The following is a 25,117-nucleotide window of genomic DNA, read 5'->3' as shown; positions in this document are numbered from 1 at the left end:
TGTTGACGCACCCGTGCCGGTGTCGGGAGCGGCCGGTGACGCCGAAGGCCCGGCCCCCGCGACGGGGACCGGGCCTTCGTACTTCTCCCGCGGCTACGCCTTGCGGAGCCGGAAGGTGAGGGACAGGCCCTCGTCCGTGAACGGCTCGCCGTAGCCGGAGCCGGCCTCGCCCTGGGCGAAGTCGGTCGCCAGGACCTCCTCGGCGATCAGACCGGCGTGCTCCGAGAGTGCCGCCAGGACCGCCGGGTCGGTGGAGGTCCAGCGCAGCGCGATCCGGTCGGCGACGTCGAGGCCGCTGTTCTTGCGGGCCTCCTGGATCAGCCGGATCGCGTCACGGGCCAGGCCCGCCTGCCGCAGCTCCTCGGTGATCTCCAGGTCGAGCGCCACCGTGGCACCGGAGTCGGAGGCCACCGACCAGCCCTCGCGCGGGGTCTCCGTGATGATCACCTCGTCCGGGGCCAGCGTGACCGTCTCCCCGTCGACCTCGACCGACGCGGTGCCCGAGCGCAGGGCGAGGGACAGCGCGGCCGCGTCCGCGTTCGCGATCGCCTTGGCCACGTCCTGCACCCGCTTGCCGAACCGCTTGCCCAGGGCGCGGAAGTTGGCCTTGGCCGTCGTGTCGACCAGCGAGCCGCCGACCTCGGAGAGGGACGCCAGCGAGGAGACGTTCAGCTCCTCGGTGATCTGCGCGTGCAGTTCGCGGTCCAGGGTCTCGAAGCCGGTGGCGGCGATCAGCGCCCGGGACAGCGGCTGGCGGGTCTTGACGCCCGACTCCGCGCGCGTGGCACGGCCCAGCTCCACCAGGCGGCGGACCAGGACCATCTGCCTCGACAGCTCCGGGTCGATCGCGGACAGGTCCGCCTCGGGCCAGGTCGCCAGGTGCACCGACTCGGGGGCGCCCGGGCTCACCGGCACCACCAGGTCCTGCCACACCCGCTCGGTGATGAACGGGGTGATGGGCGCCATCAGCTTGGTGACCGTCTCCAGCACCTCGTGCAGCGTGCGCAGCGCGGCCTTGTCGCCCTGCCAGAAGCGGCGGCGCGAACGGCGGACGTACCAGTTCGACAGGTCGTCCACGAACGCGGACAGCAGCTTGCCGGCGCGCTGGGTGTCGTACGCCTCCAGGGACTGCGTCACCTGGTCGGTCAGCGCGTGCAGTTCGGACAGCAGCCAGCGGTCGAGCAGCGGGCGCTCGGCCGGGGCCGGGTCGGCGGCGGACGGCGCCCACTCGGACGTGCGGGCGTACAGGGCCTGGAAGGCGACCGTGTTCCAGTACGTGAGCAGCGTCTTGCGCACGACCTCCTGGATGGTCCCGTGGCCTACCCGGCGGGCCGCCCACGGAGAGCCGCCGGCCGCCATGAACCAGCGCACCGCGTCCGCGCCGTGCTGGTCCATGAGCGGGATCGGCTGCAGGATGTTGCCCAGGTGCTTGGACATCTTGCGGCCGTCCTCGGCGAGGATGTGGCCGAGGCAGACGACGTTCTCGTACGACGACTTGTCGAACACCAGCGTGCCGACGGCCATCAGCGTGTAGAACCAGCCGCGGGTCTGGTCGATGGCCTCGCAGATGAACTGCGCCGGGTAGCGGGCCTCGAACAGCTCCTTGTTCTTGTACGGGTAGCCCCACTGCGCGAACGGCATCGAACCCGAGTCGTACCAGGCGTCGATGACCTCCGGCACGCGCGTGGCCGTCAGGCCGCAGCCGTCGTGACGGCAGGCGAAGGTGACGTCGTCGATGTAGGGGCGGTGCGGGTCGAGGTTCGACTGGTCGGCGCCGGTCAGCTCGGACAGCTCCGTGCGCGAGCCGACGCAGGTGAGGTGTCCCTCCTCGCAGCGCCAGATGGGCAGCGGGGTGCCCCAGTAGCGGTTGCGGGACAGCGCCCAGTCGATGTTGTTGTTCAGCCAGTCGCCGTACCGGCCGTGCTTGACCGTGTCCGGGAACCAGTTCGTCTTCTCGTTCTCCTGGAGCAGCCGGTCCTTGATCGCGGTGGTGCGGATGTACCAGGACGGCTGCGCGTAGTACAGCAGCGCGGTGTGGCAGCGCCAGCAGTGCGGGTAGCTGTGCTCGTACGGCAGGTGGCGGAAGAGCAGGCCGCGCTGCTGGAGGTCCTCGGTGAGCTTCTCGTCGGCCTTCTTGAAGAAGACGCCGCCGACGAGCGGGACGTCCTCCTCGAAGGTGCCGTCCGGGCGGACCGGGTTGACCACGGGCAGGCCGTAGGAGCGGCAGACCTTGAGGTCGTCCTCACCGAACGCGGGGGACTGGTGGACCAGACCCGTACCGTCCTCGGTGGTCACGTACTCGGCGTTCACCACGTAGTGCGCCGGCTCGGTGAACTCCACGAGCTCGAAGGGGCGCCGGTACGTCCAGCGCTCCATCTCGGCGCCGGTGAAGGACTGGCCGGTGGTCTCCCAGCCCTCGCCGAGCGCCTTGGCGACGAGCGGCTCGGCGACGACGATCTTCTCCTGGCCGTCGGTGGCGACGACGTAGGTGACCTCGGGGTGTGCGGCGACCGCGGTGTTGGACACCAGGGTCCAGGGGGTCGTCGTCCACACCAGGAGCGCGGCCTCGCCGGCCAGCGGACCGGAGGTGAGCGGGAAGCGGACGTACACGGACGGGTCCACGACCGTCTCGTAGCCCTGCGCGAGCTCGTGGTCGGACAGGCCGGTGCCGCAGCGCGGGCACCAGGGGGCCACGCGGTGGTCCTGGACCAGCAGGCCCTTGTCGAAGATCTCCTTCAGCGACCACCACACGGACTCGATGTACTCGGGGTCCATCGTGCGGTACGGGTCCTGGAGGTCGGCCCAGTAACCCATGCGGGTCGTGAGCTCCTCGAAGGCGTCCGTGTGCCGGGTGACCGACTCACGGCACCTGGCGTTGAACTCGGCGATGCCGTACGCCTCGATGTCCTGCTTGCCGGAGAAGCCGAGCTCCTTCTCGACGGCCAGCTCCACCGGGAGGCCGTGGCAGTCCCAGCCGGCCTTGCGGGCCACGTGGTAGCCGCGCATGGTGCGGAAGCGCGGGAAGACGTCCTTGAAGACGCGGGCCTCGATGTGGTGGGCGCCGGGCATGCCGTTCGCGGTGGGCGGGCCCTCGTAGAACACCCACTCGGGGCGTCCCTCGGACTGCTCCAGGCTCTTGGCGAAGATCTTCTGCTCGCGCCAGAAGTCGAGCACGGCGTGCTCAAGCGCGGGCAGGTCGACCTGGGCGGGCACCTGGCGGTACGTCGGCGCTGTCATCTGCGAGCATCCTCCAACGGACTTGCTGCCTTCCGTCGGAGGGACGAGAGCTCTTTCCTGTCCACGCCGTGTGCGGCGCGCTCCCGCGGTACCACCCTCCTTGGCCCCCCGCCGCGCCGTCCGCGCCGGTGAGCCCCCTCATTGGGGTCGCGAAGCCGGTTCTACTCGCCGTGGCGGCTGCCACGGCTTTCCTCCGGCGGCTCCGGGGTGATCTTCACGTCGCGCTCGCCCCCGGGCTCACACCGTCCCCGGGTCGCTCTGCGCTGCGTACGCCGCTACTCGTCCCCATCCATGCTTCTCGCTCCGCCCAGTGTACGGCTCCGCGCGGACAGCGGCCGACCGCTTTTCCCGCGCGCGTGGGGAGGCTGCGTGGGCAGGCCGCGTGGGCGGGCGCGGAGGGAGTGGGCGGGATGACCCGAATGGCGAGGGGGGAGGCGCTTGCGCCGTGGCGCGTTCCGCTTCGCGGATTACCCGGCGGGGAGCTGGGCACAACGGTTGCAGGTCCGCTGCTCGGGGGATGCGGGCGGGCGAATCGGGCGGTGTGCCCCGTTGCCGCGGGACTCAAGTCGATTTATCGTCCCAGCACGATTCGCGAGCAAGATCACAATATGTGAAGGGGCCGCGGCCATGGTGGCGAAGAAGACCGCCGTACAGCAGCCGGCGTCCGGCCGCTCCAGTGGCGCGGCCGCCTCCGGCGGCGGCTCCGAGGGAGCCGGCGGCAGGAGGACGGCCCGTGCCCCGGCGGCCACCGCGAAGAGACACCACCCGGCGACACCCGCCGGAACACCGGCGTCCCCGGAGCGGGCAGGCGCCGCGGCACGCGGCGGCGACGGGGCGAAGCACGGCGCGTCCACCGGGAGCCGGGCGCCGGCTGGGGCCCCGGCTGGGACGACGTCCCGGCGGAAGTCCTCGGCCGGGGCTGCTCCAGCCGGGGCTACACGGGCGTCGGCCGGAAGGACGTCGGCTGGGAAGGCAACGAAGGAGACGTCGGCCGGGAAGGCTTCCGTCGGCAGGGCCTCGGCCGGGAGGGCGTCGGCCGAAGTGACGCAGGCTGGGAAGGCGGCCGCGAGGTCGGCGGCCGAGGGCGCGGCCGCCGAGGACGGCGTCGCTGGAACGGCGGTCAGGAAGACCGCGGCGCGGACGGGGGGCGCCAAGGGAGGCGCCTCCGCGGAGGGAACCGCCAAGGAGGTCGCCGCCACGAGGAAGGCGGCGGTCAGGAAGCCTGCCGGTGCTGCCAAGGAGGCAGCGGGCAAGGAGACGGCCGGCGAGAAGGCAGCCGTGGACAAGGTGAGCGCGAAGACGACGAACGCGAAGGCGACGAGCGCCGGGAGCGGGACCGCGGGCCGACCGGCCCGGTCGGCCACGCCGACGAATGCCGCGGCCGACGAACCGGCCGGGAAGAAGCCGGCCCGCAAGCGCACGGCGGCCAAGGACGCGGTGGCGAAGAAGGCCCCCGAGGACACGGCTCCGGCGGACGTGGCCGGGTCGCGGCCGGCCCGGAAGCGCACGGCGGCCAAGGAGACAACCCTGAAGCGCACGGCTGCCGGGGGTGTGGCCGGGGAGGACTCGGCGGGCGGTGGGTCGGCGCGGAAGCACGCGGTGGCCAAGGAAGCGGCTTCTGCGGACGGTGCCGGCGGGAGGTCGGCTCGGAAGCTTGCGAGGGGCGGGGAGGCGGCCGCGAAGGGCAGGGCCTCGGCCGATGTGGCCGGGGAGGACGGGGGGTCGGCTCGGGGGCACGGTGCGGGCAACGGGAAGGCCCCGAAGGAGGCCGCCGGTGGGAAGGCGGCCGCGCACGCCGTGGCCGGCGAGAAGGCGGACGCCGGGAAAGTGGTGGGGAAGGGCGCGGGAGGGAAGGGATCAGCCGTCGAGGGGGCGGCCGGGCAAGACGCGGCCGCCGAGAAGACGGGTGACCGGAAGGCGGCCGCGCACGCGGTGGCCGGGAAGGACGCCGCCGGGAAGACGGCCGGCGGGAGAGCGGCCGCGCACGCGGTGGCCGGTGGAAAGGCGGGCGGGAAAGAGGCCGTTCCTGAGCGGACGGCCGCCGAGGGCCCCTCCTCGGAGGCGGCCGGCAAGAGCACGGCCAAGAAGGCGGGTGCGGCGCGGGCCGCGAAGCAGACGGGAGCCACGACAGTGGTTGCGAAGAAGACTCCTGGCACGGCCGCGGCGAAGCAGAGCGCCGTTCCGAAGGCGCGGCTCGCCGCGGCGGAACCCGGCGATCTCGCGGTACGCCCCGGCGAGGACCCCTGGACCCCTGAGGAGGTCGCCGAAGCCCGCGCCGAACTGTCGTCCGAGGTGGACCGGCTGCGCACCGAGATCAGCACGTCCGAGAGCGCCCTCGTCGGCCTGATGCGCGACTCCGGCGACGGCGCGGGCGACGACCAGGCCGACACCGGCACAAAGAACATCACGCGCGAGCACGAGATGGCGCTGGCCGCCAACGCGCGCGAGATGCTGACGCAGAACGAGCACGCCCTGGAACGGCTGGACGCGGGCACCTACGGACTGTGCGAGAACTGCGGCAATCCCATCGGCAAGGCCCGGATGCAGGCGTTCCCGAGGGCCACCCTCTGCGTGGAGTGCAAGCAGAAACAGGAACGCCGCTCCTGAGCGCCGGGGCCGGCGGGGGCGTGCCGTAGTCTCGTCCTCAGTCAGGCACCTAGGTTGAGGGACTCACGTGGCAGAGGCGGAGCGCGTCATCGGTACGCCGGACACCCCGGACGACAGCGGCGAGCACACGGCGGCGGCCGAGGCACCCGCCGGGTCCGGTGCGTCCGGCACCCCCGCGACCGGCGAGCGGACGGCGCCGGCGGGGCAGCGGAGCGGACGCGGGCGCCGGATCGCCGTGCTGTTCGCGGTGGCCGTGTTCGCCTACGCCCTCGACCTGGTCAGCAAGATGCTGGTGGTGGCGAAGCTGGAGCACCACGCGCCGATCCAGGTGGTCGGGGACTGGCTGGAGCTGCACGCCATCCGCAACCCGGGCGCGGCCTTCGGCTTCGGGGCCGCCTTCACGATCATCTTCACGCTGATCGCGGCCGCGGTGATCGTGGTGATCGTCCGCCTCGCCCGCAAGCTCTACAGCCTGCCCTGGGCGATCGCCCTCGGCCTGCTGCTCGGCGGTGCGCTCGGCAACCTCACCGACCGCGTCTTCCGGGCGCCCGGCGTCTTCCAGGGCGAGGTGGTGGACTTCATCGCGCCCAAGGGCTTCGCGGTGTTCAACCTGGCCGACTCGGCGATCGTGTGCGGCGGCATCCTGATCGTGCTGCTGTCGTTCCGCGGTCTGGACCCGGACGGCACCGTGCACAAGGACTGAGACCGCTTCACTGGGACCGGTCCTCGCGCGGGGCCGTTGTCCACAGGCCCGGTCGGGGCCGGCGGAGCCGTCCGGCATACTCGACGGGTGAGCACGATTCCCGAGATCCGTACCCTGCCCGTGCCCGACGGCCTGGAGGGCGAGCGCGTCGACGCCGCCATCTCCCGCATGTTCGGCTTCTCCCGTACGAAGGCGGCGGAACTCGCCGGGGCAGGCAAGGTGCAGGTCGACGGCACGGTGGTCGGCAAGTCCGAGCGGGTCCACGGCGGCGCCTGGCTCGAGGTCGAGATGCCGCAGGCGCCCGCGCCCGTGCAGGTGGTCGCCGAGCCGGTCGAGGGCATGGAGATCGTGCACGACGACGACGACGTGGTCGTGATCGTCAAGCCGGTCGGCGTGGCCGCGCACCCCTCGCCGGGCTGGAGCGGCCCGACCGTCATCGGCGGTCTCGCCGCCGCCGGCTACCGGATCTCCACCTCCGGCGCCGCCGAGCGCCAGGGCATCGTGCACCGCCTGGACGTCGGCACGTCCGGCCTGATGGTGGTCGCGAAGTCCGAGTACGCGTACACGTCGCTCAAGCGCCAGTTCAAGGAGCGCACGGTCGACAAGCGCTACCACACCCTCGTGCAGGGCCACCCGGACCCGACCAGCGGCACGATCGACGCCCCGATCGGCCGCCACCCCAACCACGACTACAAGTGGGCGGTGACCGCCGACGGCAAGCCCTCGGTGACCCACTACGACCTCATCGAGGCCTTCCGCGCCGCCTCCCTGCTCGACGTGAAGCTGGAGACCGGCCGCACCCACCAGATCCGCGTCCACATGTCGGCCCACCGCCATCCCTGCGTCGGCGACCTGATCTACGGCGCGGACCCGACGCTCGCCAAGCGGCTGGGCCTGACCCGCCAGTGGCTGCACGCCGTGCGGCTCGGCTTCGAGCACCCCGGTGACGGACGGTGGGTGGAGTTCGGCTGCGACTACCCCGAGGACCTGCAGCACGCCCTCGACCAGGTACGCGAGGAGACGTACGCGTGAGCACGCCCTACACCGTCCGGGTCGCGGAGGACCCCGCCGACCGGGAAGCCTGCTTCGCGGTGCGCAAGGAGGTGTTCGTCGTCGAGCAGGGCGTCGACCAGGACATCGAGTACGACGCCTACGACGCCGTGGCCGTCCATGTCCTCGCGGTCCGCGAGGACGGCGTGCCGCTCGGCACCGGACGCCTGCTGCACGGCGAGGCAGCCGCCGCCAAGACCGGCGGCGACGCCACGGTCGGCTCCCTCGGCCGGCTCGCCGTCGCCCGTCCGGCGCGCGGTCTCGGCGTCGGCGCGGCCCTGGTGCGGGCCGTCGAGGAGGCGGCACGCGCGCGCGGCCTGGCCGCGGTGGACCTGCACGCGCAGACCCACGCCCTGGGTTTCTACGAGCGTCTCGGGTACGAGGCGTACGGCCCGGAGTTCCCGGACGCGGGGATCCCGCACCGGGCCATGCGGCGCGTCCTGTAGACCCTCCGGTACGGCCGGGGCGCGAGCGTCGTGGCAGGCTGGAGACCTGCCGTGTGATCGTCGACTCCCGGAGCGCTTGCCGTGGACCAGCTGGCCCTGTTGTTCGTGGTGCTGCTCGGGGCCCTGCTGAGCGTTCCCGTCGGAAACCGGTTCGGGGTGCCGGCGCCGGTGCTGATGACCCTGCTCGGCGGCGTCCTCGCGGTGGCCGACTTCGTGCCCAACGTGGAGTTCCCGCCCGAGCTGATCCTGCCCGCACTGCTGCCGCCGCTGCTCTACGCCGCCGTACGCCGCACCTCCTGGCGGCAGTTCACGGCGAACAAGCGGCCGATCTTCCTGCTGGCCGTCGCCCTGGTCTTCGTGACGACGTTCTGCGTGGCCGCGGTCGCCCACACCATCGTGCCCGGGCTGCCCATCGCCGCCGCCGTGGTGCTGGGCGCGCTGATCGCCCCGCCGGACCCGGTCGCCGCCACCGCCGTCGCCGGGCAGCTCGGACTGCCGCGCCGCCTGGTGTCGATCCTGGAGGGCGAGGGGCTCTTCAACGACGTGACGGCCATCGTGCTGTACCACGTGGCCGTCGCCGCCGCCGTGAGCGGCGAGTTCTCCGCCTGGGACGCCGGACTCGACCTGGTGCTGTCCGCCGTGGTCGCGGTCGTCGTCGGGCTGGCGCTGGGCTGGTTCGCGAACAAGCTGATGGACTGGCTCGGCGACCCCACGCTGCAGATCGGGCTCACCCTGCTGGTGCCCTTCGCCTCCTACGTGCTCGCCGAGGAACTGCACGGTTCCGGGGTGCTCGCCGTGCTCACCACCGCGCTCTTCCTCTCCGAGTACGCCACCGACGCCGACGACGTGCTGACCCGGCTGGCCGGGCACACCTTCTGGGACATCATCGACACGCTCGTCACCGGCGTCGCCTTCGGGCTGATCGGGCTCGAGCTGCACAACGCCATCCGGACGGCGTCCGGGCGGTGGGGCGAACTCCTCGGCTGGGCGGCGGCGATCGCGGGCGTGGTGGTGGTCGTACGGCTGCTGTGGCTGCTGCCCGCCACCTGGCTGACCAAGCGGCTGCACGCCCGGCGGGACATCGAGGAGGAGATCCCCGTGAGCTGGCGGGAGACCGTCGTCATGTGGTGGTCGGGGATGCGCGGGGTGGCCTCGGTGGCCCTGGTGCTGGCCATCCCGCTCAAGACCGACGCCGGCAAGCCGTTCCCGGACCGGGACGAGCTCGTGTTCATCGCCTTCGGGGTCATCATCGTCACACTGGTGCTGCAGGGCCTGACGCTGCCGTGGCTGGTGCGGCGGCTGGGGGTGCAGGCCGACTCTGAGCGGGAGTCGGAGTTCGAGAAGGAGCTGGCGGTGCGGGCCGCCAAGGCCGCCAAGCGCAGGCTGCGGGAGATCGAGCAGGTGGAGGAGCTGCCCGAGGAGCTCTCCGAGCAGATGCTGCGCCGGGCCTTCGACATCGGCATCCGCATCAGCCCGGACATGGGCGAGGAGGACCGCCGGGAGGCGCATCACCAGCGGGCGCGGCGGCTGAAGCGGGTGCGGCGGATCCAGGGCGAGATGCTGAGCGCCGCGCGGCACGAGGTGCTGGCGGCGCGCAGCGAGCCCGGCGCCGATCCGGAGATCGTGGACCGGGTGCTGCGCCACCTCGACGTGCGCAGCCTGCGCTGACCGCTGCCGCCCCGCCGGACGGAACGCCCGGCGGGGCGGCAGCGGTAAGGGGCGAGCCGCCGCCGGCCGGCGGCGGGCACCGGTTCAGCCCCGGCCGGTGCGCGGGAACTCGTAGGCCTTGCGGAGCGTCGCGCGGTCCGGGGACGGGATGCGGTTCGGGGCGAGGACCGCGTCCGAGGTGTTGACCCGGGGAAGCGCGTAGGGGTGCTCGGCGGACAGCCAGGTGATCATCTGCTCGCGCACCGCGACCCGTACCGTCCAGATGTCGTCCGCGTCCTTTGCGGTGACCAGGGCGCGCACCTGGATGGTGTTCGGCGTGGTGTCGGTCACCACCAGGTTGTAGGCGCGGCCGTCCCAGGCCGGGCACTCGCGCAGGATGTCGCGGAGCTTCTCGCGCATCGCCTCGATCGGCGCGCTGTGGTCCAGGTGCCAGTAGACGATGCCCGTCATCTGCGGGGTGCCCCGCGACCAGTTCTCGAACGGGTTGGACGTGAAGTACGACACCGGCATCGTGATCCGCCGCTCGTCCCAGGTCCGCACCGTCAGGAAGGTGAGGGTGATCTCCTCGACCGTGCCCCACTCCCCGTTCACGACGACCGTGTCGCCGATCCGCACCATGTCGCCGAAGGCGATCTGCAGCCCGGCGAACATGTTGGACAGGGTCGACTGGGCGGCCACACCGGCGACGATGCCGAGGATGCCGGCCGAGGCCAGCAGCGAGGCGCCGGCCGCACGCATCGCCGGGAACGTCAGCAGCATCGAGGCGGCGGCCACGACGATGACGATCGCCGAGACCACCCGCATGATCAGCTCCACCTGGGTGCGCACCCGGCGCACCCGGGCCGCGTCCCGGTGGACGCGTGCGTAGCGGCTGTACGAGGTCTCGACGATCGCCGCCGCGATCCGGATCACCAGCCAGGCGGCGGACCCGATGAGGACCAGCGTCAGTGTCCGGCCGATGCCGGCCCGGTGCTGCTCCAGCAGCTCGGCCTGGTCGTAGGAGCCTCTGAGCAAGGCGGCGCAGAGGACCAGCTGGTAGGGGATGCGGCCGCGCCGCAACAGACCCCACAGCGGGGTCTCGGGGTTGCGGGCGTCGGCCTTGCACAGCAGCCGGTCCGTGGCCCAGCCGATGACGAGAGTGAGCAGGACGGAGCTGCCGATCACGATCAGGGGGCGGAGTACGTTCTCCATGCCTCCGCTCCTAACCGGTGGTCGGCGCGGATGAACATGTGAGTTCGGCACGCATCTGGGTACGGCGGTTCCGGTCCCGTACCGCCCGGCTGGCACCATGGCCCCATGAACATCATGCTTTTTCACTCGACCTACGGGCTCAGGCCGGCGGTGCGCGAGGCCGCGGACCGGCTGCGCGCGGCGGGCCACGAGGTGTGGACGCCGGACCTCTTCGAGGGGCGCACGTTCGAGACGGTCGAGGAGGGCATGGAGTTCAAGGAGCGGATCGGCAAGGACGAGCTGCTGAAGCGGGCCGTGCTGGCGGCGGCGCCGTACTCCGAGCGCGGTCTCGTCTACGCCGGGTTCTCGCTCGGCGCGTCCGTCGCCCAGACGCTGGCCCTCGGCGACGAGCGGGCGCGAGGCCTGCTGCTCCTGCACGGCACCTCGGACATCGCGCCGAACGCGCGGGTGGACGAGCTGCCGGTGCAGCTGCACGTGGCCGAGCCGGACCCGTTCGAGACGGACGACTGGCTGAGCGCCTGGTACCTGCAGATGGGCCGGGCGGGCGCGGACGTGGAGGTCTACCGGTACGCCGGGGCCGGTCACGTCTACACCGACCCCGGCCTGCCGGACTACGACGAGGAGGCCGCCGAGGCCACCTGGCGGGTGGCGCTCGGCTTCCTCGACAGTCTGTAGCCGTGCAGCGGGCGGACGGCTACACCGGGTCGTAGGTGCGCTCGACCTTCTGCGTCCCGCTGCGGGTGCGGTACGAACGCACCCAGGCGGAGGTCGCGTTCGCGTCGGTGCGGTCGGACAGGACGTAGTAGTCCATCTGCGCGCGGTCGGCGGTGATGTCGAGCACGCCGTAGCCGTGCCGGTCGGTGTCCACCCAGTGGACGTGCCGGTTGGCGGCCCTGATGACCGGTGAGGCGACGGCCGAGACGGTGCCCTCGGGCACCTTCACGATGTCGTCGAGGTTGTCGGAGGTGACCGACGTGACCACGAACTCGGTGGCCGCCGACGCCGACAGCGGGTAGGTGCCCGCGTCCACCGGCACGTCGTTCGCCCACGCCATGTGGATGTCACCGGTCAGGAAGACGGTGTTGCCGATGGCGTTCGAGCGCAGATGGGCGAGGAGTTCGCGCCGGTCGTCGGTGTAGCCGTCCCACTGGTCGGTGTTGACGGCGATGCCCTCCTGCGGCAGGCCCAGCAGCTTGGCGAGCGGCTTGAGCAGGTCCGCGGAGAGCGAGCCGACGGCGAACGGCGAGATCATCACGGAGTTGCCGACCAGCCGCCACCTGGTGTCGGAGGCCTTCAGGCCCGCCTTGAGCCAGTCGAGCTGCGCGCGGCCGGTGAGCGTACGGTCCGGGTCGTCCACCGAGCCGCTGGCCGTGGCCGCCTGCTGGGAGCGGAAGGAGCGCAGGTCCAGCAGGGAGAGGTCGGCGAGCTTTCCGAAGCGCAGCCGCCGGTAGGTGGTGCCGGCGATGGCGGGGCGGACCGGCATCCACTCGAAGTAGGCCTGCTTGGCGGCGGCCTGACGGGCCGACCAGGCGCCCTCGGCGCCCTCGGTGTGGTTCACGGCGCCGCCGGACCAGGCGTTGTCGGCGAACTCGTGGTCGTCCCAGATCGCGATGACCGGCGCCTTCACGTGCAGGGCCTGCAGGTCGGGGTCGGTCTTGTACTTGGCGTGCCGGATCCGGTAGTCGGCGAGGGTGAGGATCTCGTTCGCCGGCGCGTGCGGCCGTACGACCTTGCCCCGGGCCGCGTACTCGCCGGACTTGTACTCGTAGATGTAGTCGCCGAGATGCAGCCAGGCGTCCAGGTCGCCGCGGGCCGCGAGGTGGCGGTAGGCGGCAAAGTAGCCCGCCTCCCAGTTGGCGCAGGAGACCACGCCGAAGCGCAGGGAGGACACCGCGGCGTCCGCCGCCGGCGCGGTGCGGGTACGCGCCACCGGGGAGTCGGTGCCGCCGGCGGTGAAGCGGAACCAGTAGTCGGTGGCCGGGGCCAGGCCGCGGATGTCGGCCTTGACGGTGTGGTCGGCCGCCGCGGTGGCGGTGGTCGAGCCCTTGGCGACGACGTCGGTGAGCGCCTTGTCCCGGGCGACGACCCAGCCGACCTCGGTGTCCGGGCCGACCCCGGAGCCGGGAGTCGCCTCGGGCACTGGCGTCACCCGGGTCCACAGCAGGATGCCGTCGGGCAGCGGGTCGCCGGAGGCGACGCCGTGCAGGAAGGCGGGGGCCTGGTCGGCAGCGCGCGCCGGAAGGGTGGCGGCGAGCGGGCCGGCCAGCACAGCCGTCGCCGCCGCGGCCTTGACGACCGTACGGCGGCGGGGCGAAAGGGAGTTGAGGCCTTGGTGTGCCTCGGATGATCTGTATCGACTGGTCACGACCGATCAGGTTACTGATCGGTATGCGCGAGAGCGGGCGAACTCCGAAAGTTCGCCCGCTCTTCACGCGGTGCTCCGTTTCTGACGGAGGGTCAGTCCTTGAGGGCCGCGTCCAGCACCCGGTTGTAGTCGGCCACCGTCATGGGCGGGTTGCCCTGGCTGTCGGCGGTCAGCTTCTTGCCGTCCATGACGAAGCTCGGCGTGCCGGACACGCCGTCCTTGTTGTCGTCGAAGGACTTGGACATCGCCATCGCCCAGGCGTCGTACGTGCCCTTCTTGACCGCGTTCTGGAACTTGGCGTTGTTCTTGAGCGCGGGGACGGTGTCGGCGATCTTGATGAGGTAGTCGTCGCTCTTGAACTTGTCGGTCTGCTCGTCCGGGTGGAACTTCGCCGAGTAGAGGGCGCCCTTGTACTCGAGGAACGCCTCCGGGCTGACGTTGAGCGCGGCGCCGAGCGCGCTCAGCGCGTTCTTGGAGCCCACGCCGTTGTCGTGGGCGTCGATGAACGTCGCGCCCACGAACTGGATCTTGTACTTGCCGCCGTCGACGTCCTTCTTCACCGTCGAGCCGACCGTCTGCTCGAACTGGGCGCACACCGGGCAGCGCGGGTCCTCGTAGACCTTCAGGGTCTTCTTCGCGGTGTCCTTGCCGATGACGACCGTGGTGCCCTTGGCGCCCGTGGTGTTGGCCGGGGCGGCGACACTGGAGGCGTCCTTCAGACCCTCCCAGTAGCCGGGCTTGTTGGCCTGGACGACGGCGTAGCCGATGCCGCCCGCGGCGGCCAGTACGGCCACGACCGAGCCGGCCACGATGATCTGCCGCCTGGCCTTGTCGCGCCTGGCCTGCCGCTCGCGCTCCTGGCGCAGCCGCTCCCGGGCCGCAGTCTTCGCCGACTGGCTGTTCCGCTTGCTCATAGTGATGATCTCCATGTGGGACGCGCACACGTCGTACGCGGGATACGTGCGGGGGACTGGTCGTGCTCAGCGGTCGCCGCTCAGACGAGGGCGAGGGCGCGGCAGCACGGCGGTCCACGCCGTCCCAGGGAGTGCGTGAGGAGCCGGTCGCGGGCGACGGCCGGCCAGGGGGCCGGGCGCGGCAGCCGGCGGGCCGGCGGCAGCGATACGGCGCCCGCTGCCGCCGCCAGCAGCAGGAGCGGACGGAAGGTGGTGGCCGTGACCGCGCCCAGCAGCTGGGCCAGCGCCCGCTCGCCCCGGCGCAGCCAGGCGGCGGCCAGCAGCCCCACGCCGAGGTGCGCGGCGAGCAGCAGCCAGGCGGCGGCCGGGCCGGCGTCCGCGAACGGGACCACGGCGCCACGGCCGGGCGCGCCGGTGACCTGGGCCAGCGGCGTGCCCACGCTGCCGCCCCCGCACAGCACGTCGAAACCGAACGCGTGCAGGGGACCCGCGACCGGGCCGCCCGCCCTGCCGTAGCAGGACTGCTGGCCGGTGGTGAACACCGTGTCGGCGGCCAGCTCCAGCGGGATCAGCAGGGCCGCGATCCGGCCGAAGCCGCGCTCGCTGCCCGCCAGCGCGTACGCCGTGGCGAACACCGCGGCGGCGACCGCGCACACGGTCGCCGCCGGCAGCGGGGCCCTGGACAGCAGAACGTGCGACGCGGTGCTGAGCGTCACGACCACTGCCGTGAACAGCGCCGCGCGTACGGCTCTGAGCTGGGTCCCGGAGATGTCCATGGTGACTACAGAGTCTGTCACGTACGCCGGTAAGGGACTCCTAAAGGACGCCTGTGAGTCCCGAAGGTCACAGCCCCGGGATGCGGCCGTTGCGGAACAGGTCGAGGAAGATCTGGTGGTCGGCACGCGCGCGTGCGCCGTAGCCGTGCGCGAAGTCCACCAGGAGCGGCGCGAAGCCCTCCTCGTCGGCCGCGAGGGCCGCGTCGATGGCCCGCTCGGTCGAGAACGGCACCAGCGACTCGCCGGAGGTGTCGTCCGCCGCCGCGTGCATCGTCGCCGTGGCCCGGCCCAGGTCGGCGACGACGGCCGCGATCTCCTCCGGGTCGTCGATGTCGCCCCAGTCCAGGTCGACCGCGTACGGCGACACCTCGGCCACCAGCTGCCCCGCGCCGTCCAGCTCGGTCCAGCCCAGCCACGGGTCGGCGTGCGCCTGCAGGGCGCGCTGGGAGATCACCGTGCGGTGCCCCTCGTGCTGGAAGTACTCCGCGATCGCCGGGTCGGTGATGTGCCGGGAGACCGCCGGGGTCTGGGCCTGCTTGATGTAGATCACGACATCGTTCTCGAGGGCGTCGCTGTGCCCCTCCAGCAGGATGTTGTACGAGGGCAGGCCCGCCGAGCCGATGCCGATGCCCCGGCGCCCCACGACGTCCTTCACGCGGTAGGAGTCCGGGCGGGCCAGCGAGGTCTCCGGCAGCGTCTCCAGATAGCCGTCGAAGGCGGCCAGCACCTTGTAGCGGGTGGCGGCGTCCAGCTCGATCGAGCCGCCGCCCGGCGCGAACCGGCGTTCGAAGTCGCGGATCTCCGTCATCGACTCCAGCAGCCCGAAGCGGGTGAGCGAGCGGGCGTCGCGCAGCGCGTCCAGCAGCGGGCCCTGCGCGGTGTCCAGCGTGAACGGCGGCACCTCGTCGCTCTTGGCGCCCGTGGCCAGGGCGTGGATGCGCTCCCGGTAGGCCTCGGCGTAGACCGTCACCAGCTCGGTGATCTGCTCGTCGCTGAGCGCCTTCGCGTAGCCGACGAGCGCGACGGAGGCGGCGAAGCGCTTGAGGTCCCAGGTGAACGGGCCGACGTAGGCCTCGTCGAAGTCGTTGACGTTGAAGACCAGGCGCCCGTTGGAGTCCATGTAGGTGCCGAAGTTCTCCGCGTGCAGATCGCCGTGGATCCAGACGCGCGAGGTGCGGTCGTCCAGGTACGGGCCGCCGCGCTTCTCCGCGTCGAGATCGTGGTAGAAGAGGCACGCCGTGCCCCGGTAGAACGCGAAGGCCGAGGCCGCCATCTTCCGGAACTTCACCCGGAACGCGGCCGGGTCGGCGGCCAGGAGCCGGCCGAAGGCGGTGTCGAAGACGGCGAGGATCTCCTCGCCGCGCTGCTCGTCGTTGAGCTCGGGGACCGGCATCGCGAAGTGCCTCCTGGTGCGGGACGGTGGTGCGTGGATGTGCGTACGGGGAACGACGGCGTCTCCGCCGTCTTCAACGGGCGACGCCACGCGGGAGTGCCCGGTTCCCGCACGAAGGTACGCGGGGGATGCCCCTCGTGTGTCAGTGCCCGGGCATAGACTTCGACGCTGACCCCCCGACCGTCCGCCAGCCCGTCGCCGTGTTTTCCGTTGGAGGCCATACCGTGTCGAAGCCGCCCTTCACGCACCTGCACGTCCACACCCAGTACTCGCTGCTGGACGGTGCCGCGCGGCTCAAGGACATGTTCAACGCGTGCAACGAGATGGGCATGACGCACATCGCCATGTCCGACCACGGCAACCTGCACGGGGCGTACGACTTCTTCCATTCCGCGAAGAAGGCCGGAGTCACCCCGATCATCGGCATCGAGGCGTATGTCGCGCCCGAGTCCCGGCGCAACAAGCGCAAGATCCAGTGGGGCCAGCCGCACCAGAAGCGGGACGACGTCTCCGGTTCCGGCGGTTACACCCACAAGACGATCTGGGCGGCGAACTCGACGGGCCTGCACAACCTCTTCCGGCTCTCCTCGGACGCGTACGCCGAGGGCTGGCTCCAGAAGTGGCCCCGGATGGACAAGGAGACGATCTCCCAGTGGTCCGAGGGGCTGATCGCCTCCACCGGCTGCCCCTCCGGCGAGCTGCAGACCCGTCTGCGCCTCGGCCAGTTCGACGAGGCCCTGAAGGCGGCCGCCGACTACCAGGACATCTTCGGCAAGGACCGCTACTTCCTGGAGCTGATGGACCACGGCATCGAGATCGAGCACCGGGTCCGCGACGGCCTCCTGGAGATCGGCAAGAAGCTCGGCATCCCCCCGCTGGTCACCAACGACTCGCACTACACCTACGCGCACGAGGCGGCCGCCCACGACGCGCTGCTGTGCATCCAGACCGGGAAGAACCTCTCCGACCCGGACCGCTTCAAGTTCGACGGCACCGGCTACTACCTGAAGTCCACGGACGAGATGTACGCCATCGACTCCTCGGACGCCTGGCAGGAGGGCTGCCGCAACACCCTGCTGGTGGCCGAGCAGATCGACACCACCGGCATGTTCGAGGCGAAGAACCTCATGCCGAAGTTCGACATCCCGGACGGCTACACCGAGGTCACCTGGTTCAAGGAGGAGGTCCGCCGCGGCATGGAGCGGCGCTTCCCCGGCGGCATCCCCGAGGACCGCCAGAAGCAGGTCGAGTACGAGATGGACGTCATCATCCAGATGGGGTTCCCGGGCTACTTCCTCGTGGTCGCCGACTTCATCATGTGGGCGAAGAAGAACGGCATCGCCGTCGGCCCCGGGCGCGGATCGGCGGCCGGCTCGATCGTCGCCTACGCCATGGGCATCACCGACCTCGACCCCATCCCGCACGGACTGATCTTCGAGCGGTTCCTCAACCCCGAGCGCGTCTCCATGCCCGATGTCGACATCGACTTCGACGAGCGCAGGCGCGTCGAGGTGATCAGGTACGTGACCGAGAAGTACGGCGCCGACAAGGTCGCCATGATCGGCACCTACGGCAAGATCAAGGCGAAGAACGCCATCAAGGACTCCGCGCGCGTGCTGGGCTACCCGTACGCCATGGGCGACCGGCTCACCAAGGCCATGCCCGCCGACGTCCTCGGCAAGGGCATCGACCTCGACGGCATCACCAACCCCTCGCACCCGCGCTACAACGAGGCGGGCGAGATCCGCTCGATGTACGAGAACGAGCCGGACGTCAAGAAGGTCATCGACACCGCCAAGGGCGTCGAGGGCCTGGTCCGGCAGATGGGCGTGCACGCGGCCGGCGTGATCATGTCCAGCGAGCCCATCGTCGACCACGCCCCCATCTGGGTGCGGCACACGGACGGCGTGACCATCACGCAGTGGGACTACCCGCAGTGCGAGTCGCTCGGCCTGCTGAAGATGGACTTCCTGGGCCTGCGCAACCTGACGATCATGGACGACGCCGTCAAGATGGTGAAGTCCAACAAGGGGATCGACCTCGACCTGCTGTCCCTGCCGCTCGACGATCCGAAGACCTTCGAACTCCTCCAGCGCGGCGAGACCCTCGGCGTCTTCCAGTTCGACGGCGGCCCCATGCGCTCCCTGCTGCGCCTGATGAAGCCCGACAACTTCGAGGACATCTCCGCCGTCTCCGCGCTCTACCGTCCCGGCCCGATGGGCATGGACTCGCACACCAACTACGCGCTCCGCAAGAACGGGCTCCAGGAGATCACCCCGATCCACAAGGAGCTCGAGGAGCCGCTCGAAGAGGTCCTGGCCGTCACCTACGGCCTGATCGTCTACCAGGAGCAGGTGCAGAAGGCCGCCCAGATCATCGCCGGGTACTCGCTCGGCGAGGCCGACATCCTCCGCCGCGTGATGGGCAAGAAGAAGCCCGACGAGCTGGCGAAGAACTTCACCATCTTCCAGGCCGGCGCCAAGAAGAACGGCTACAGCGACGAGGCGATCCAGGCGCTGTGGGACGTGCTGGTCCCGTTCGCCGGCTACGCCTTCAACAAGGCGCACTCCGCCGCGTACGGGCTGGTCTCGTACTGGACCGCGTACCTGAAGGCGAACCACCCCGCCGAGTACATGGCCGGACTGCTCACCTCGGTCAAGGACGACAAGGACAAGTCGGCCGTCTACCTCAACGAGTGCCGCCGCATGGGCATCAAGGTGCTCCCGCCGAACGTCAACGAGTCGGTGCACAACTTCGCCGCCCAGGGCGACGACGTGATCCTCTTCGGCCTCGAAGCCGTGCGCAACGTCGGCACCAACGTGGTCGAGTCGATCATCAAGAGCCGCAAGGCCAAGGGGAAGTACGCCTCGTTCCCCGACTACCTCGACAAGGTCGACGCGGTCGCGTGCAACAAGCGCACCACGGAGTCGCTGATCAAGGCGGGCGCGTTCGACACCCTGGGGCACACCCGCAAGGGCCTCACCGCGCACTTCGAGCCGATGATCGACAACGTGGTCGCGGTCAAGCGCAAGGAGGCCGAGGGCCAGTTCGACCTCTTCGGCGGCATGGGCGAGGAGACCAGCAGCGAACCCGGCTTCGGACTCGACGTGCAGTTCACCGAGGACGAGTGGGACAAGACCTATCTGCTCGCCCAGGAGCGGGAGATGCTGGGGCTGTACGTCTCAGACCACCCGCTCTTCGGCCTGGAGCACGTGCTGTCCGACAAGGCCGACGCGGGCATCTCCCAGCTCACCGGCGGCGAGCACGCCGACGGCGCGGTCGTCACCATCGGCGGCATCATCTCGGGCCTGCAGCGCAAGATGACCAAGCAGGGCAACGCCTGGGCGATCGCCACGGTGGAGGACCTCGCAGGCTCCATCGAGTGCATGTTCTTCCCCGCCACCTACCAGCTGGTGTCGACCCAACTGGTCGAGGACGCCGTGGTGTTCGTCAAGGGCCGCCTCGACAAGCGCGAGGACGTGCCCCGGCTCGTCGCCATGGAGCTGATGGTCCCGGACCTGTCCAACGCGGGCACCAACGCGCCGGTGATCCTCACCATCCCGGCGACCAGGGTCACTCCGCCCATGGTCAGCCGCCTCGGCGAGATCCTCAGCCACCACAAGGGCGACAGCGAGGTCCGGATCAAGCTCCAGGGCCCGCGCAAGACCACCGTGCTGCGCCTGGACCGGCACCGGGTCAAGCCCGATCCGGCGCTCTTCGGCGACCTGAAGGTGCTGCTCGGCCCGTCCTGCCTGGCCGGCTGAGCCACGACGCGGGCCGCGACGCCGCGCCGATGACGAAGGGGCGCACCCTCAGCGGGTGCGCCCCTCCTGTGTGCCTGGGCTTCACATGCCCTTTAGTTGTGACCGAAGCTCTTCTGCTTCTTACGGGAAGCATCGGAGGGGCTGCCCGCGACGCCCGCCATGGAGGTATCGGGTTCCTCCGCCGCCGGACGCTGAGCTCGCTCCGCCGTGTGCTCGGCCTGCGAAGCGCGGTTCTGCGGGCCACCCTGCTTGCGGTTCTTGTTCTTGGCCATGGTGATCTGCCTCCTGAAGGGGATCTAGGGGCCAGGGCCGGGTTCAGATTCACATACGCTGACATCAGCCGCATGTCGGATAATTACCGTGTGTGACAGGGGAGGTGGGCGAACGGGCTCCCTAAACGCCACGCCGAAGATCGAGTTCCGGCCGTTAACGCCCGTCCGTTCGGGCAGACTCGAAGGAAGTCCGAAGCAAAGCCTCCCGGGAAGAGGGTGAGTCGCGTGGACCGTTGCATCGTCCTGGTGGACGCCGGGTATCTGCTGGGCGCCGCGGCCAGCCTCCTCGCGGGTGAGCCCTCGCGGTCCCGGATCACCGTCGACCACGCCGCGCTGATCCAGGCCCTGCGCGAACGGGCGGAGTCCGAGACCGAGCGCCCGCTGCTGCGCATCTACTGGTTCGACGGCGCCCCGGACCGGGTCCCGCAGCCGGAGCACCGGCGGCTGCGTGTGATGCCCCGGGTCACCGTCCGGCTGGGCGCGCTGACCCGCACCGACGGACGCTGGGCGCAGAAGGGCGTGGACGCCGCCATGCACGCCGAGCTGACCGAACTGGCCCGCAACCGCGCCTGTTCCGACATCGTCCTGGTCACCGGCGACGGCGACCTGCTGCCCGGGATGATGTCCGCCAAGGAGCACGGCGTCGCCGTCCACCTGTGGGCCGTGCAGGCCGCCGACGGCGACTACAACCAGTCCGAGGACCTGGTCGCCGAGGCCGACGAGCGGCGGGTGCTGGACCGGGCCTGGATCACCCAGGCCGTCCGCGCCAAGGAGCTGACCGGCGTCTGCGCCCCGCCGCCCGCGCCCCGCCCCGAGATCGCCGCGATCCTCTCCGCACCGCTGCCGGACTCCGCCCTCACCGCCGGCGCCGAACGCTCCGCCGAGGAGGGCGCCCACCCGCCGGCCGCCGCCGAGCACAGCACCCAGGGCCGGGCGGCCGCACCCAAGGGAGTGCCCACCCCCAAGGACCTCGCCGCACTGCGCGCACCCGGCGTGCAGGCCGTGCAGCACCCGACCACCGCGACCCTCAGATGGTCCTCCGACAAGGGCTGGGTGGACCGGCCGGGAGCGGTCGCCGAGCCGCCCGAGGTCGCCTCCATGCCGACCCTCGCCCAGCTCACCACCGCCGAGCAGCGCTGGGCCGACCGGGAGGAGGACATCACCACCGTCGGCGGCGATCCGTACGAGGTGGGCCAGGTCTTCGCGCGCCGCTGGATCTCCCGGCTCGGCGACCAGAACCACGTGCAGCGGCTGTCCACGATGTATCCGCGCATCCCGCACCGCATCGACGGCGAGCTGCTGCGCTACGCCGCGCGCTTCGGCCTGCTCGCCCACAAGGACGACCAGATCGACGAGCACGACCGTTACGCCATCCGGGCGGGCTTCTGGCGCGAGGTCGACGTCCCGGCGGCCACCGAGCAGCACGCGCCCGCCGCCGACTGAACCCCGGTGGCCGCCCCCAAGGACGAGTAAAGGCCTCGGACCCCGTAGTCTCGTCACTTGTGAGTACGCACGCGGCACAGGCACTTCGGTACGACGACGTCGTACGCGTGCGCGGGCTCACCAAGACCTATCCGCCCGTGAAGGGGCGGCGCGGGACGCCGGGCACGCCCGAGGTGCGGGCCACCGACGGGGTGGAACTCGAGGTGCGGCGCGGCGAGATCTTCGGGCTGCTCGGACCGAACGGCGCCGGCAAGTCGACCCTCGTGCGCCAGCTCACCGGGCTGCTGCGGCCGGACGCGGGCAGCGTCGAGATCCTCGGCCACGACATCGTCAGGCACCCCCGGCTGGCCTCCCGCATCCTCGCCTACCTGGGGCAGGAGTCCTCCGCCCTGGACGAGCTGACCGTCTCGCTCGCCGCCGAGACCACCGGCCGGCTGCGCGGACTGGACGCGGGACGGGCGCGCGCCGAGCGGGACGCCGTGCTCGACGAACTCGGACTCACCCCGATCGCGGGCCGCGCCCTGAAGAAGCTGTCCGGCGGCCAACGGCGGCTGGCCTGCCTCGCCGCGGCCCTCGTCGGCGAACGGCCGCTGCTCGTCCTCGACGAACCGACCACCGGCATGGACCCGGTGGCCCGGCGCGCGGTGTGGGCGGCCGTGGACCGCCGGCGGGCCGAACGCGGCACGACGGTGCTGCTGGTCACCCACAACGTCATCGAGGCGGAGACCGTGCTCGACCGGGTCGCCGTCCTGGACCAGGGCCGGGTCATCGCCTGCGACAGCCCCGCGGGCCTGAAGGAACAGGTCTCCGGCGAGGTACGGGTGGAGCTGGTGTGGCGGGAGCGGGCGCCGCTGGACGTGCCCGAGGTCGCCGGCCTGCGCGAGCGGGCCACCGAGTCCGGCCGGCGCTGGACACTGCGGCTGGCACCCGAGGAGGCCCGGGCCGCGGTCGCCACGGTCACCGGCGGAGCCGCCTTCGCCGCCCTGGACGACTTCACGCTCGCCACGCCCAGCCTGGAGGACGTGTACCTGTCCCTGGGCGGGGCCGCCCGGCAGGGGCTGGTGAAGGCGTGAGCGCGCGGGCCGCGGAATGCGTACGGGTGTGCGCCAGGGCCGTAGGGAAGAGGAGCAGCGCGTCGTGAGTGTCGTACCCGCGGAGGTCCTGCCCGGCGGCGCCCGGGCCGTTCCGGACGCGGCCCCGGGCGCGGCCGAGCTCGGTCCGCCCGCGCGGCTGTGGCCGTCGCTGGTGGCCGTCTACCGGGCGCAGCTCTCCCGGGCCCGCGTGGCCCGTATCCCGCTGCTGTTCGTGGCGACCTTCCAGTCCGTCGGCATCACCGTGATGATGCGGGGCGTCGTGGACAGCGGCAGCGAGGCCCAGTCCGTGGTCGCGGGGTCCTCGGTGCTGGTCGTCGCCTACGTGGCGCTGAACCTGCTGTCGCAGTACTTCGGGCAGCTGCGGGCCAGCGGCGGGCTCGACCACTACGCCACGCTGCCGGTGCCGCCGGCGGCGGTGGTGCTGGGCGCGGCCGGGGCGTACGCCTCCTTCACCGTGCCGGGGACGCTGGTGACCGCCGTCTTCGGCTGCCTGCTGTTCGGGCTGCCGCTGGCCAACCTGTGGATCCTGCTGGCCGTGATCCCGCTCGCCGGGGCCGCGCTCGCCGGGCTCGGCGCCGCCTGCGGCCTGCTCGCCCCGCGGCCCGAGCTGGCCACGCTGCTCGGGCAGCTCGGCATGTCCGCGGCCCTGCTGCTGGGGGTGCTGCCCGCCGACCGGATGCCGGAGATCATCCGTCTCGCCCGGGACCTGCTGCCGTCGACCTACGGTGTGGAGGCATACGCGCGCACCTTCGGGGCACACCCCGACTGGGCCGTCGTCCTGGCTGATCTGGGGGTGTGCGCCGGTGTCGGAGTGGTCTCGCTGGCGGCGGCGGCCTGGGCGTACCGCAGGGCGGCCGTCCGGTGACGCGGCTCACGGCACGACCTGGCACGATGTCAGGGTGACCGCACCGCTGACTCCGCCTCCGCCGCCGCACGACGACTCCGCGCACCAGGTCCGGCAGGCCCCGCCCGCCGCGGCCCCGTTCGCGGGCATGTACGAACAGGACGGCCCCGGTATGAAGACCGAAGTGCGGGAGGCCGCGGTGGTCACCGTGGCGGTGACCCTGGGCGGGGTGCTGCTCGGGCTGCTGTGGTGGTGGCTGGCGCCGCACGTGCCGCTGATCGCCGACCAGGTCGACAAGAGCTGGGTCGTCTACATCAAGGACACCGAGGGCGAGCAGGCGGTCGGCGTGGACGGCACGTTCACGCTGCTGGGGCTGGCCTTCGGCCTGGTCAGCGCGGTCGTGGTGTTCCTATGGCGACGGCGTGGCGGCGTGCCGCTCGTGGTCGCGCTGGGCCTCGGCGGGCTGCTGGGCTCCCTGCTGGCGTGGCGGCTCGGCGTCTGGCTCGGCCCCGAGTCCGACGTCATAGCCCACGCCAAGGCGGTGGGCAAGGGCGTCACCTTCTCGGCCCCGCTGAAGCTGGGAGCGAAGGGCGCGCTGCTGGCCTGGCCCCTGGCCGCACTGCTGGTCCACCTGGGCCTCACGGCCCTGTTCGGCCCCCGGGACCCCGAAGAGGCGTACCCGGCCTGACACCCCTGGCTTGCGGCCCGACCTCTGTGAGTCGCGCCCGGCCTGATGCGCCGGGATGCCATGAGCCGTGCGCGGCCCGATGACGCCGGGCAGTCGGCGCGCCCCGAACCCGCCCGGCGTACCCGCGTCGCCCGGTCGGGTCAGTCGCGGCCGATCGGCGCCAGTACCGCTTCCGTGAGCGTGGCGAGGTCCGCCGGCGCGAGTTCGACCTCCAGCCCGCGGCGGCCCGCCGAGACGCAGATGGTGGCGTGGGCCCCGGCCGAGTCGTCCAGGACCGTGCGGAGCCTCTTGCGCTGGCCCAGCGGGGAGATGCCGCCCCGGACGTAGCCGGTGGTGCGTTCGGCGAGGGCCGGGTCGGCCATGGCGGCCCGCTTGCCGCCCACCGCCGCCGCCAGCGCCTTCAGGTTCAGCGTGCCGGAGACGGGGACCACCGCCACGGTGAGCGTGCCGTCGACGTCGGCCACCAGGGTCTTGAAGACCCGGTCCGGGGAGACGCCCATCGCCTCCGCCGCCTCCTCGCCGTAAGAAGGGTGGGAGGGGTCGTGGTCGTAGGCGTGCACGGTGTGGTCCACGCCGGCCGCGGTCAGCGCCACGGTCGCGGGCGTGCCGCCGGACTGCTGCTTCTTGGACTTCTTCGCCATTCGGGGTGCCGGGCCTCGGTT

The 25,117-nt window shown here is 71.7% G+C and carries 19 protein-coding genes; 11 read left to right on the top strand and 8 right to left on the bottom strand.

From position 1 onward, the window contains the following. Positions 1 to 93: 93 nt before the first annotated feature. Complete coding sequence (ileS, locus tag ACZ7JA_RS33910) at positions 94 to 3,237, bottom strand: isoleucine--tRNA ligase (protein ID WP_389452108.1); 3,144 nt, start codon at positions 3,235 to 3,237, stop codon at positions 94 to 96. Between the two features lie 1,041 nt (positions 3,238 to 4,278). Between ileS and ACZ7JA_RS33905 the strand changes: the two genes are divergently transcribed. The 5 genes from ACZ7JA_RS33905 (at position 4,279) to ACZ7JA_RS33885 (ending at position 9,711) form a co-directional block, all read left to right on the top strand. Further along, complete coding sequence (locus tag ACZ7JA_RS33905; RefSeq protein WP_470812259.1) at positions 4,279 to 5,844, top strand: TraR/DksA C4-type zinc finger protein; 1,566 nt, start codon at positions 4,279 to 4,281, stop codon at positions 5,842 to 5,844. Between the two features lie 67 nt (positions 5,845 to 5,911). Continuing rightward, on the top strand, positions 5,912 to 6,547 hold the full coding sequence (gene lspA, locus ACZ7JA_RS33900; protein ID WP_351670496.1) for a signal peptidase II: 636 nt from the start codon (positions 5,912 to 5,914) through the stop codon (positions 6,545 to 6,547). Between the two features lie 87 nt (positions 6,548 to 6,634). Next, positions 6,635 to 7,579, top strand: coding sequence for an RluA family pseudouridine synthase (locus tag ACZ7JA_RS33895; RefSeq protein ID WP_470812257.1), 945 nt, complete (start codon positions 6,635 to 6,637; stop codon positions 7,577 to 7,579). Continuing rightward, positions 7,576 to 8,043, top strand: a complete 468-nt coding sequence (locus ACZ7JA_RS33890) for a GNAT family N-acetyltransferase (RefSeq protein WP_351670490.1) — start codon at positions 7,576 to 7,578, stop codon at positions 8,041 to 8,043. Before ACZ7JA_RS33895 ends, ACZ7JA_RS33890 begins: the two co-directional genes overlap by 4 nt. Positions 8,044 to 8,124: 81 nt before the next feature. Continuing rightward, positions 8,125 to 9,711: a Na+/H+ antiporter gene (locus ACZ7JA_RS33885; protein ID WP_389304220.1), complete on the top strand. Its 1,587-nt coding sequence runs from the start codon at positions 8,125 to 8,127 to the stop codon at positions 9,709 to 9,711. A gap of 84 nt (positions 9,712 to 9,795) precedes the next feature. Here ACZ7JA_RS33885 and ACZ7JA_RS33880 read toward each other — a convergent pair whose 3' ends face one another. Next, a complete protein-coding gene (locus tag ACZ7JA_RS33880) occupies positions 9,796 to 10,902 on the bottom strand; it encodes a mechanosensitive ion channel family protein (protein ID WP_351670484.1) in 1,107 nt (368 codons plus the stop codon). A 105-nt stretch (positions 10,903 to 11,007) separates the two neighbouring features. On the opposite strand from ACZ7JA_RS33880, the gene ACZ7JA_RS33875 reads away from it, so the two are divergent. Further along, positions 11,008 to 11,577, top strand: a complete 570-nt coding sequence (locus ACZ7JA_RS33875; RefSeq protein ID WP_351670481.1) for a dienelactone hydrolase family protein — start codon at positions 11,008 to 11,010, stop codon at positions 11,575 to 11,577. A 19-nt stretch (positions 11,578 to 11,596) separates the two neighbouring features. Here ACZ7JA_RS33875 and ACZ7JA_RS33870 read toward each other — a convergent pair whose 3' ends face one another. The 4 genes from ACZ7JA_RS33870 to ACZ7JA_RS33855 all read right to left on the bottom strand — a co-directional run bounded on the left by ACZ7JA_RS33870 (position 11,597) and on the right by ACZ7JA_RS33855 (position 16,350). Beyond that, positions 11,597 to 13,267 (bottom strand): alkaline phosphatase D family protein, encoded by a 1,671-nt coding sequence (locus ACZ7JA_RS33870; protein ID WP_470812254.1) that lies wholly within the window; start codon positions 13,265 to 13,267, stop codon positions 11,597 to 11,599. A gap of 92 nt (positions 13,268 to 13,359) precedes the next feature. Next, entirely contained in the window at positions 13,360 to 14,181 is an 822-nt protein-coding gene (locus ACZ7JA_RS33865; RefSeq protein ID WP_470812252.1) for a thioredoxin domain-containing protein, read from the bottom strand. An 80-nt stretch (positions 14,182 to 14,261) separates the two neighbouring features. Beyond that, entirely contained in the window at positions 14,262 to 14,957 is a 696-nt protein-coding gene (locus ACZ7JA_RS33860) for a hypothetical protein (protein ID WP_470812300.1), read from the bottom strand. Between the two features lie 67 nt (positions 14,958 to 15,024). Next, complete coding sequence (locus tag ACZ7JA_RS33855) at positions 15,025 to 16,350, bottom strand: DUF2252 domain-containing protein (RefSeq protein ID WP_403678255.1); 1,326 nt, start codon at positions 16,348 to 16,350, stop codon at positions 15,025 to 15,027. A gap of 224 nt (positions 16,351 to 16,574) precedes the next feature. Here ACZ7JA_RS33855 and dnaE point away from each other — a divergent pair, with 224 nt between their 5' ends. Continuing rightward, positions 16,575 to 20,114 (top strand): DNA polymerase III subunit alpha, encoded by a 3,540-nt coding sequence (gene dnaE, locus ACZ7JA_RS33850; protein ID WP_351670469.1) that lies wholly within the window; start codon positions 16,575 to 16,577, stop codon positions 20,112 to 20,114. Between the two features lie 92 nt (positions 20,115 to 20,206). Here dnaE and ACZ7JA_RS33845 read toward each other — a convergent pair whose 3' ends face one another. Then, entirely contained in the window at positions 20,207 to 20,386 is a 180-nt protein-coding gene (locus ACZ7JA_RS33845; RefSeq protein ID WP_351670466.1) for a hypothetical protein, read from the bottom strand. Positions 20,387 to 20,611: 225 nt separating this feature from the next. On the opposite strand from ACZ7JA_RS33845, the gene ACZ7JA_RS33840 reads away from it, so the two are divergent. The 4 genes from ACZ7JA_RS33840 (at position 20,612) to ACZ7JA_RS33825 (ending at position 24,455) form a co-directional block, all read left to right on the top strand. Further along, entirely contained in the window at positions 20,612 to 21,829 is a 1,218-nt protein-coding gene (locus ACZ7JA_RS33840) for an NYN domain-containing protein (RefSeq protein ID WP_389304227.1), read from the top strand. A 59-nt stretch (positions 21,830 to 21,888) separates the two neighbouring features. Then, complete coding sequence (locus tag ACZ7JA_RS33835) at positions 21,889 to 22,902, top strand: ABC transporter ATP-binding protein (protein ID WP_470812249.1); 1,014 nt, start codon at positions 21,889 to 21,891, stop codon at positions 22,900 to 22,902. A 64-nt stretch (positions 22,903 to 22,966) separates the two neighbouring features. Further along, positions 22,967 to 23,788 (top strand): ABC transporter permease, encoded by an 822-nt coding sequence (locus ACZ7JA_RS33830; protein WP_450744509.1) that lies wholly within the window; start codon positions 22,967 to 22,969, stop codon positions 23,786 to 23,788. A gap of 34 nt (positions 23,789 to 23,822) precedes the next feature. Beyond that, positions 23,823 to 24,455: an AAA family ATPase gene (locus ACZ7JA_RS33825; RefSeq protein WP_351670455.1), complete on the top strand. Its 633-nt coding sequence runs from the start codon at positions 23,823 to 23,825 to the stop codon at positions 24,453 to 24,455. 140 nt (positions 24,456 to 24,595) lie between these two features. Here the strand turns inward: ACZ7JA_RS33825 and ybaK are convergent, their stop codons facing one another. Further along, positions 24,596 to 25,096: a Cys-tRNA(Pro) deacylase gene (gene ybaK / locus ACZ7JA_RS33820; RefSeq protein WP_351670452.1), complete on the bottom strand. Its 501-nt coding sequence runs from the start codon at positions 25,094 to 25,096 to the stop codon at positions 24,596 to 24,598. Positions 25,097 to 25,117: the final 21 nt, after the last annotated feature.

Source organism: Streptomyces sp. NPDC038135, from assembly GCF_055601245.1.
This window is presented reverse-complemented; position numbering and strand designations above follow the sequence as displayed.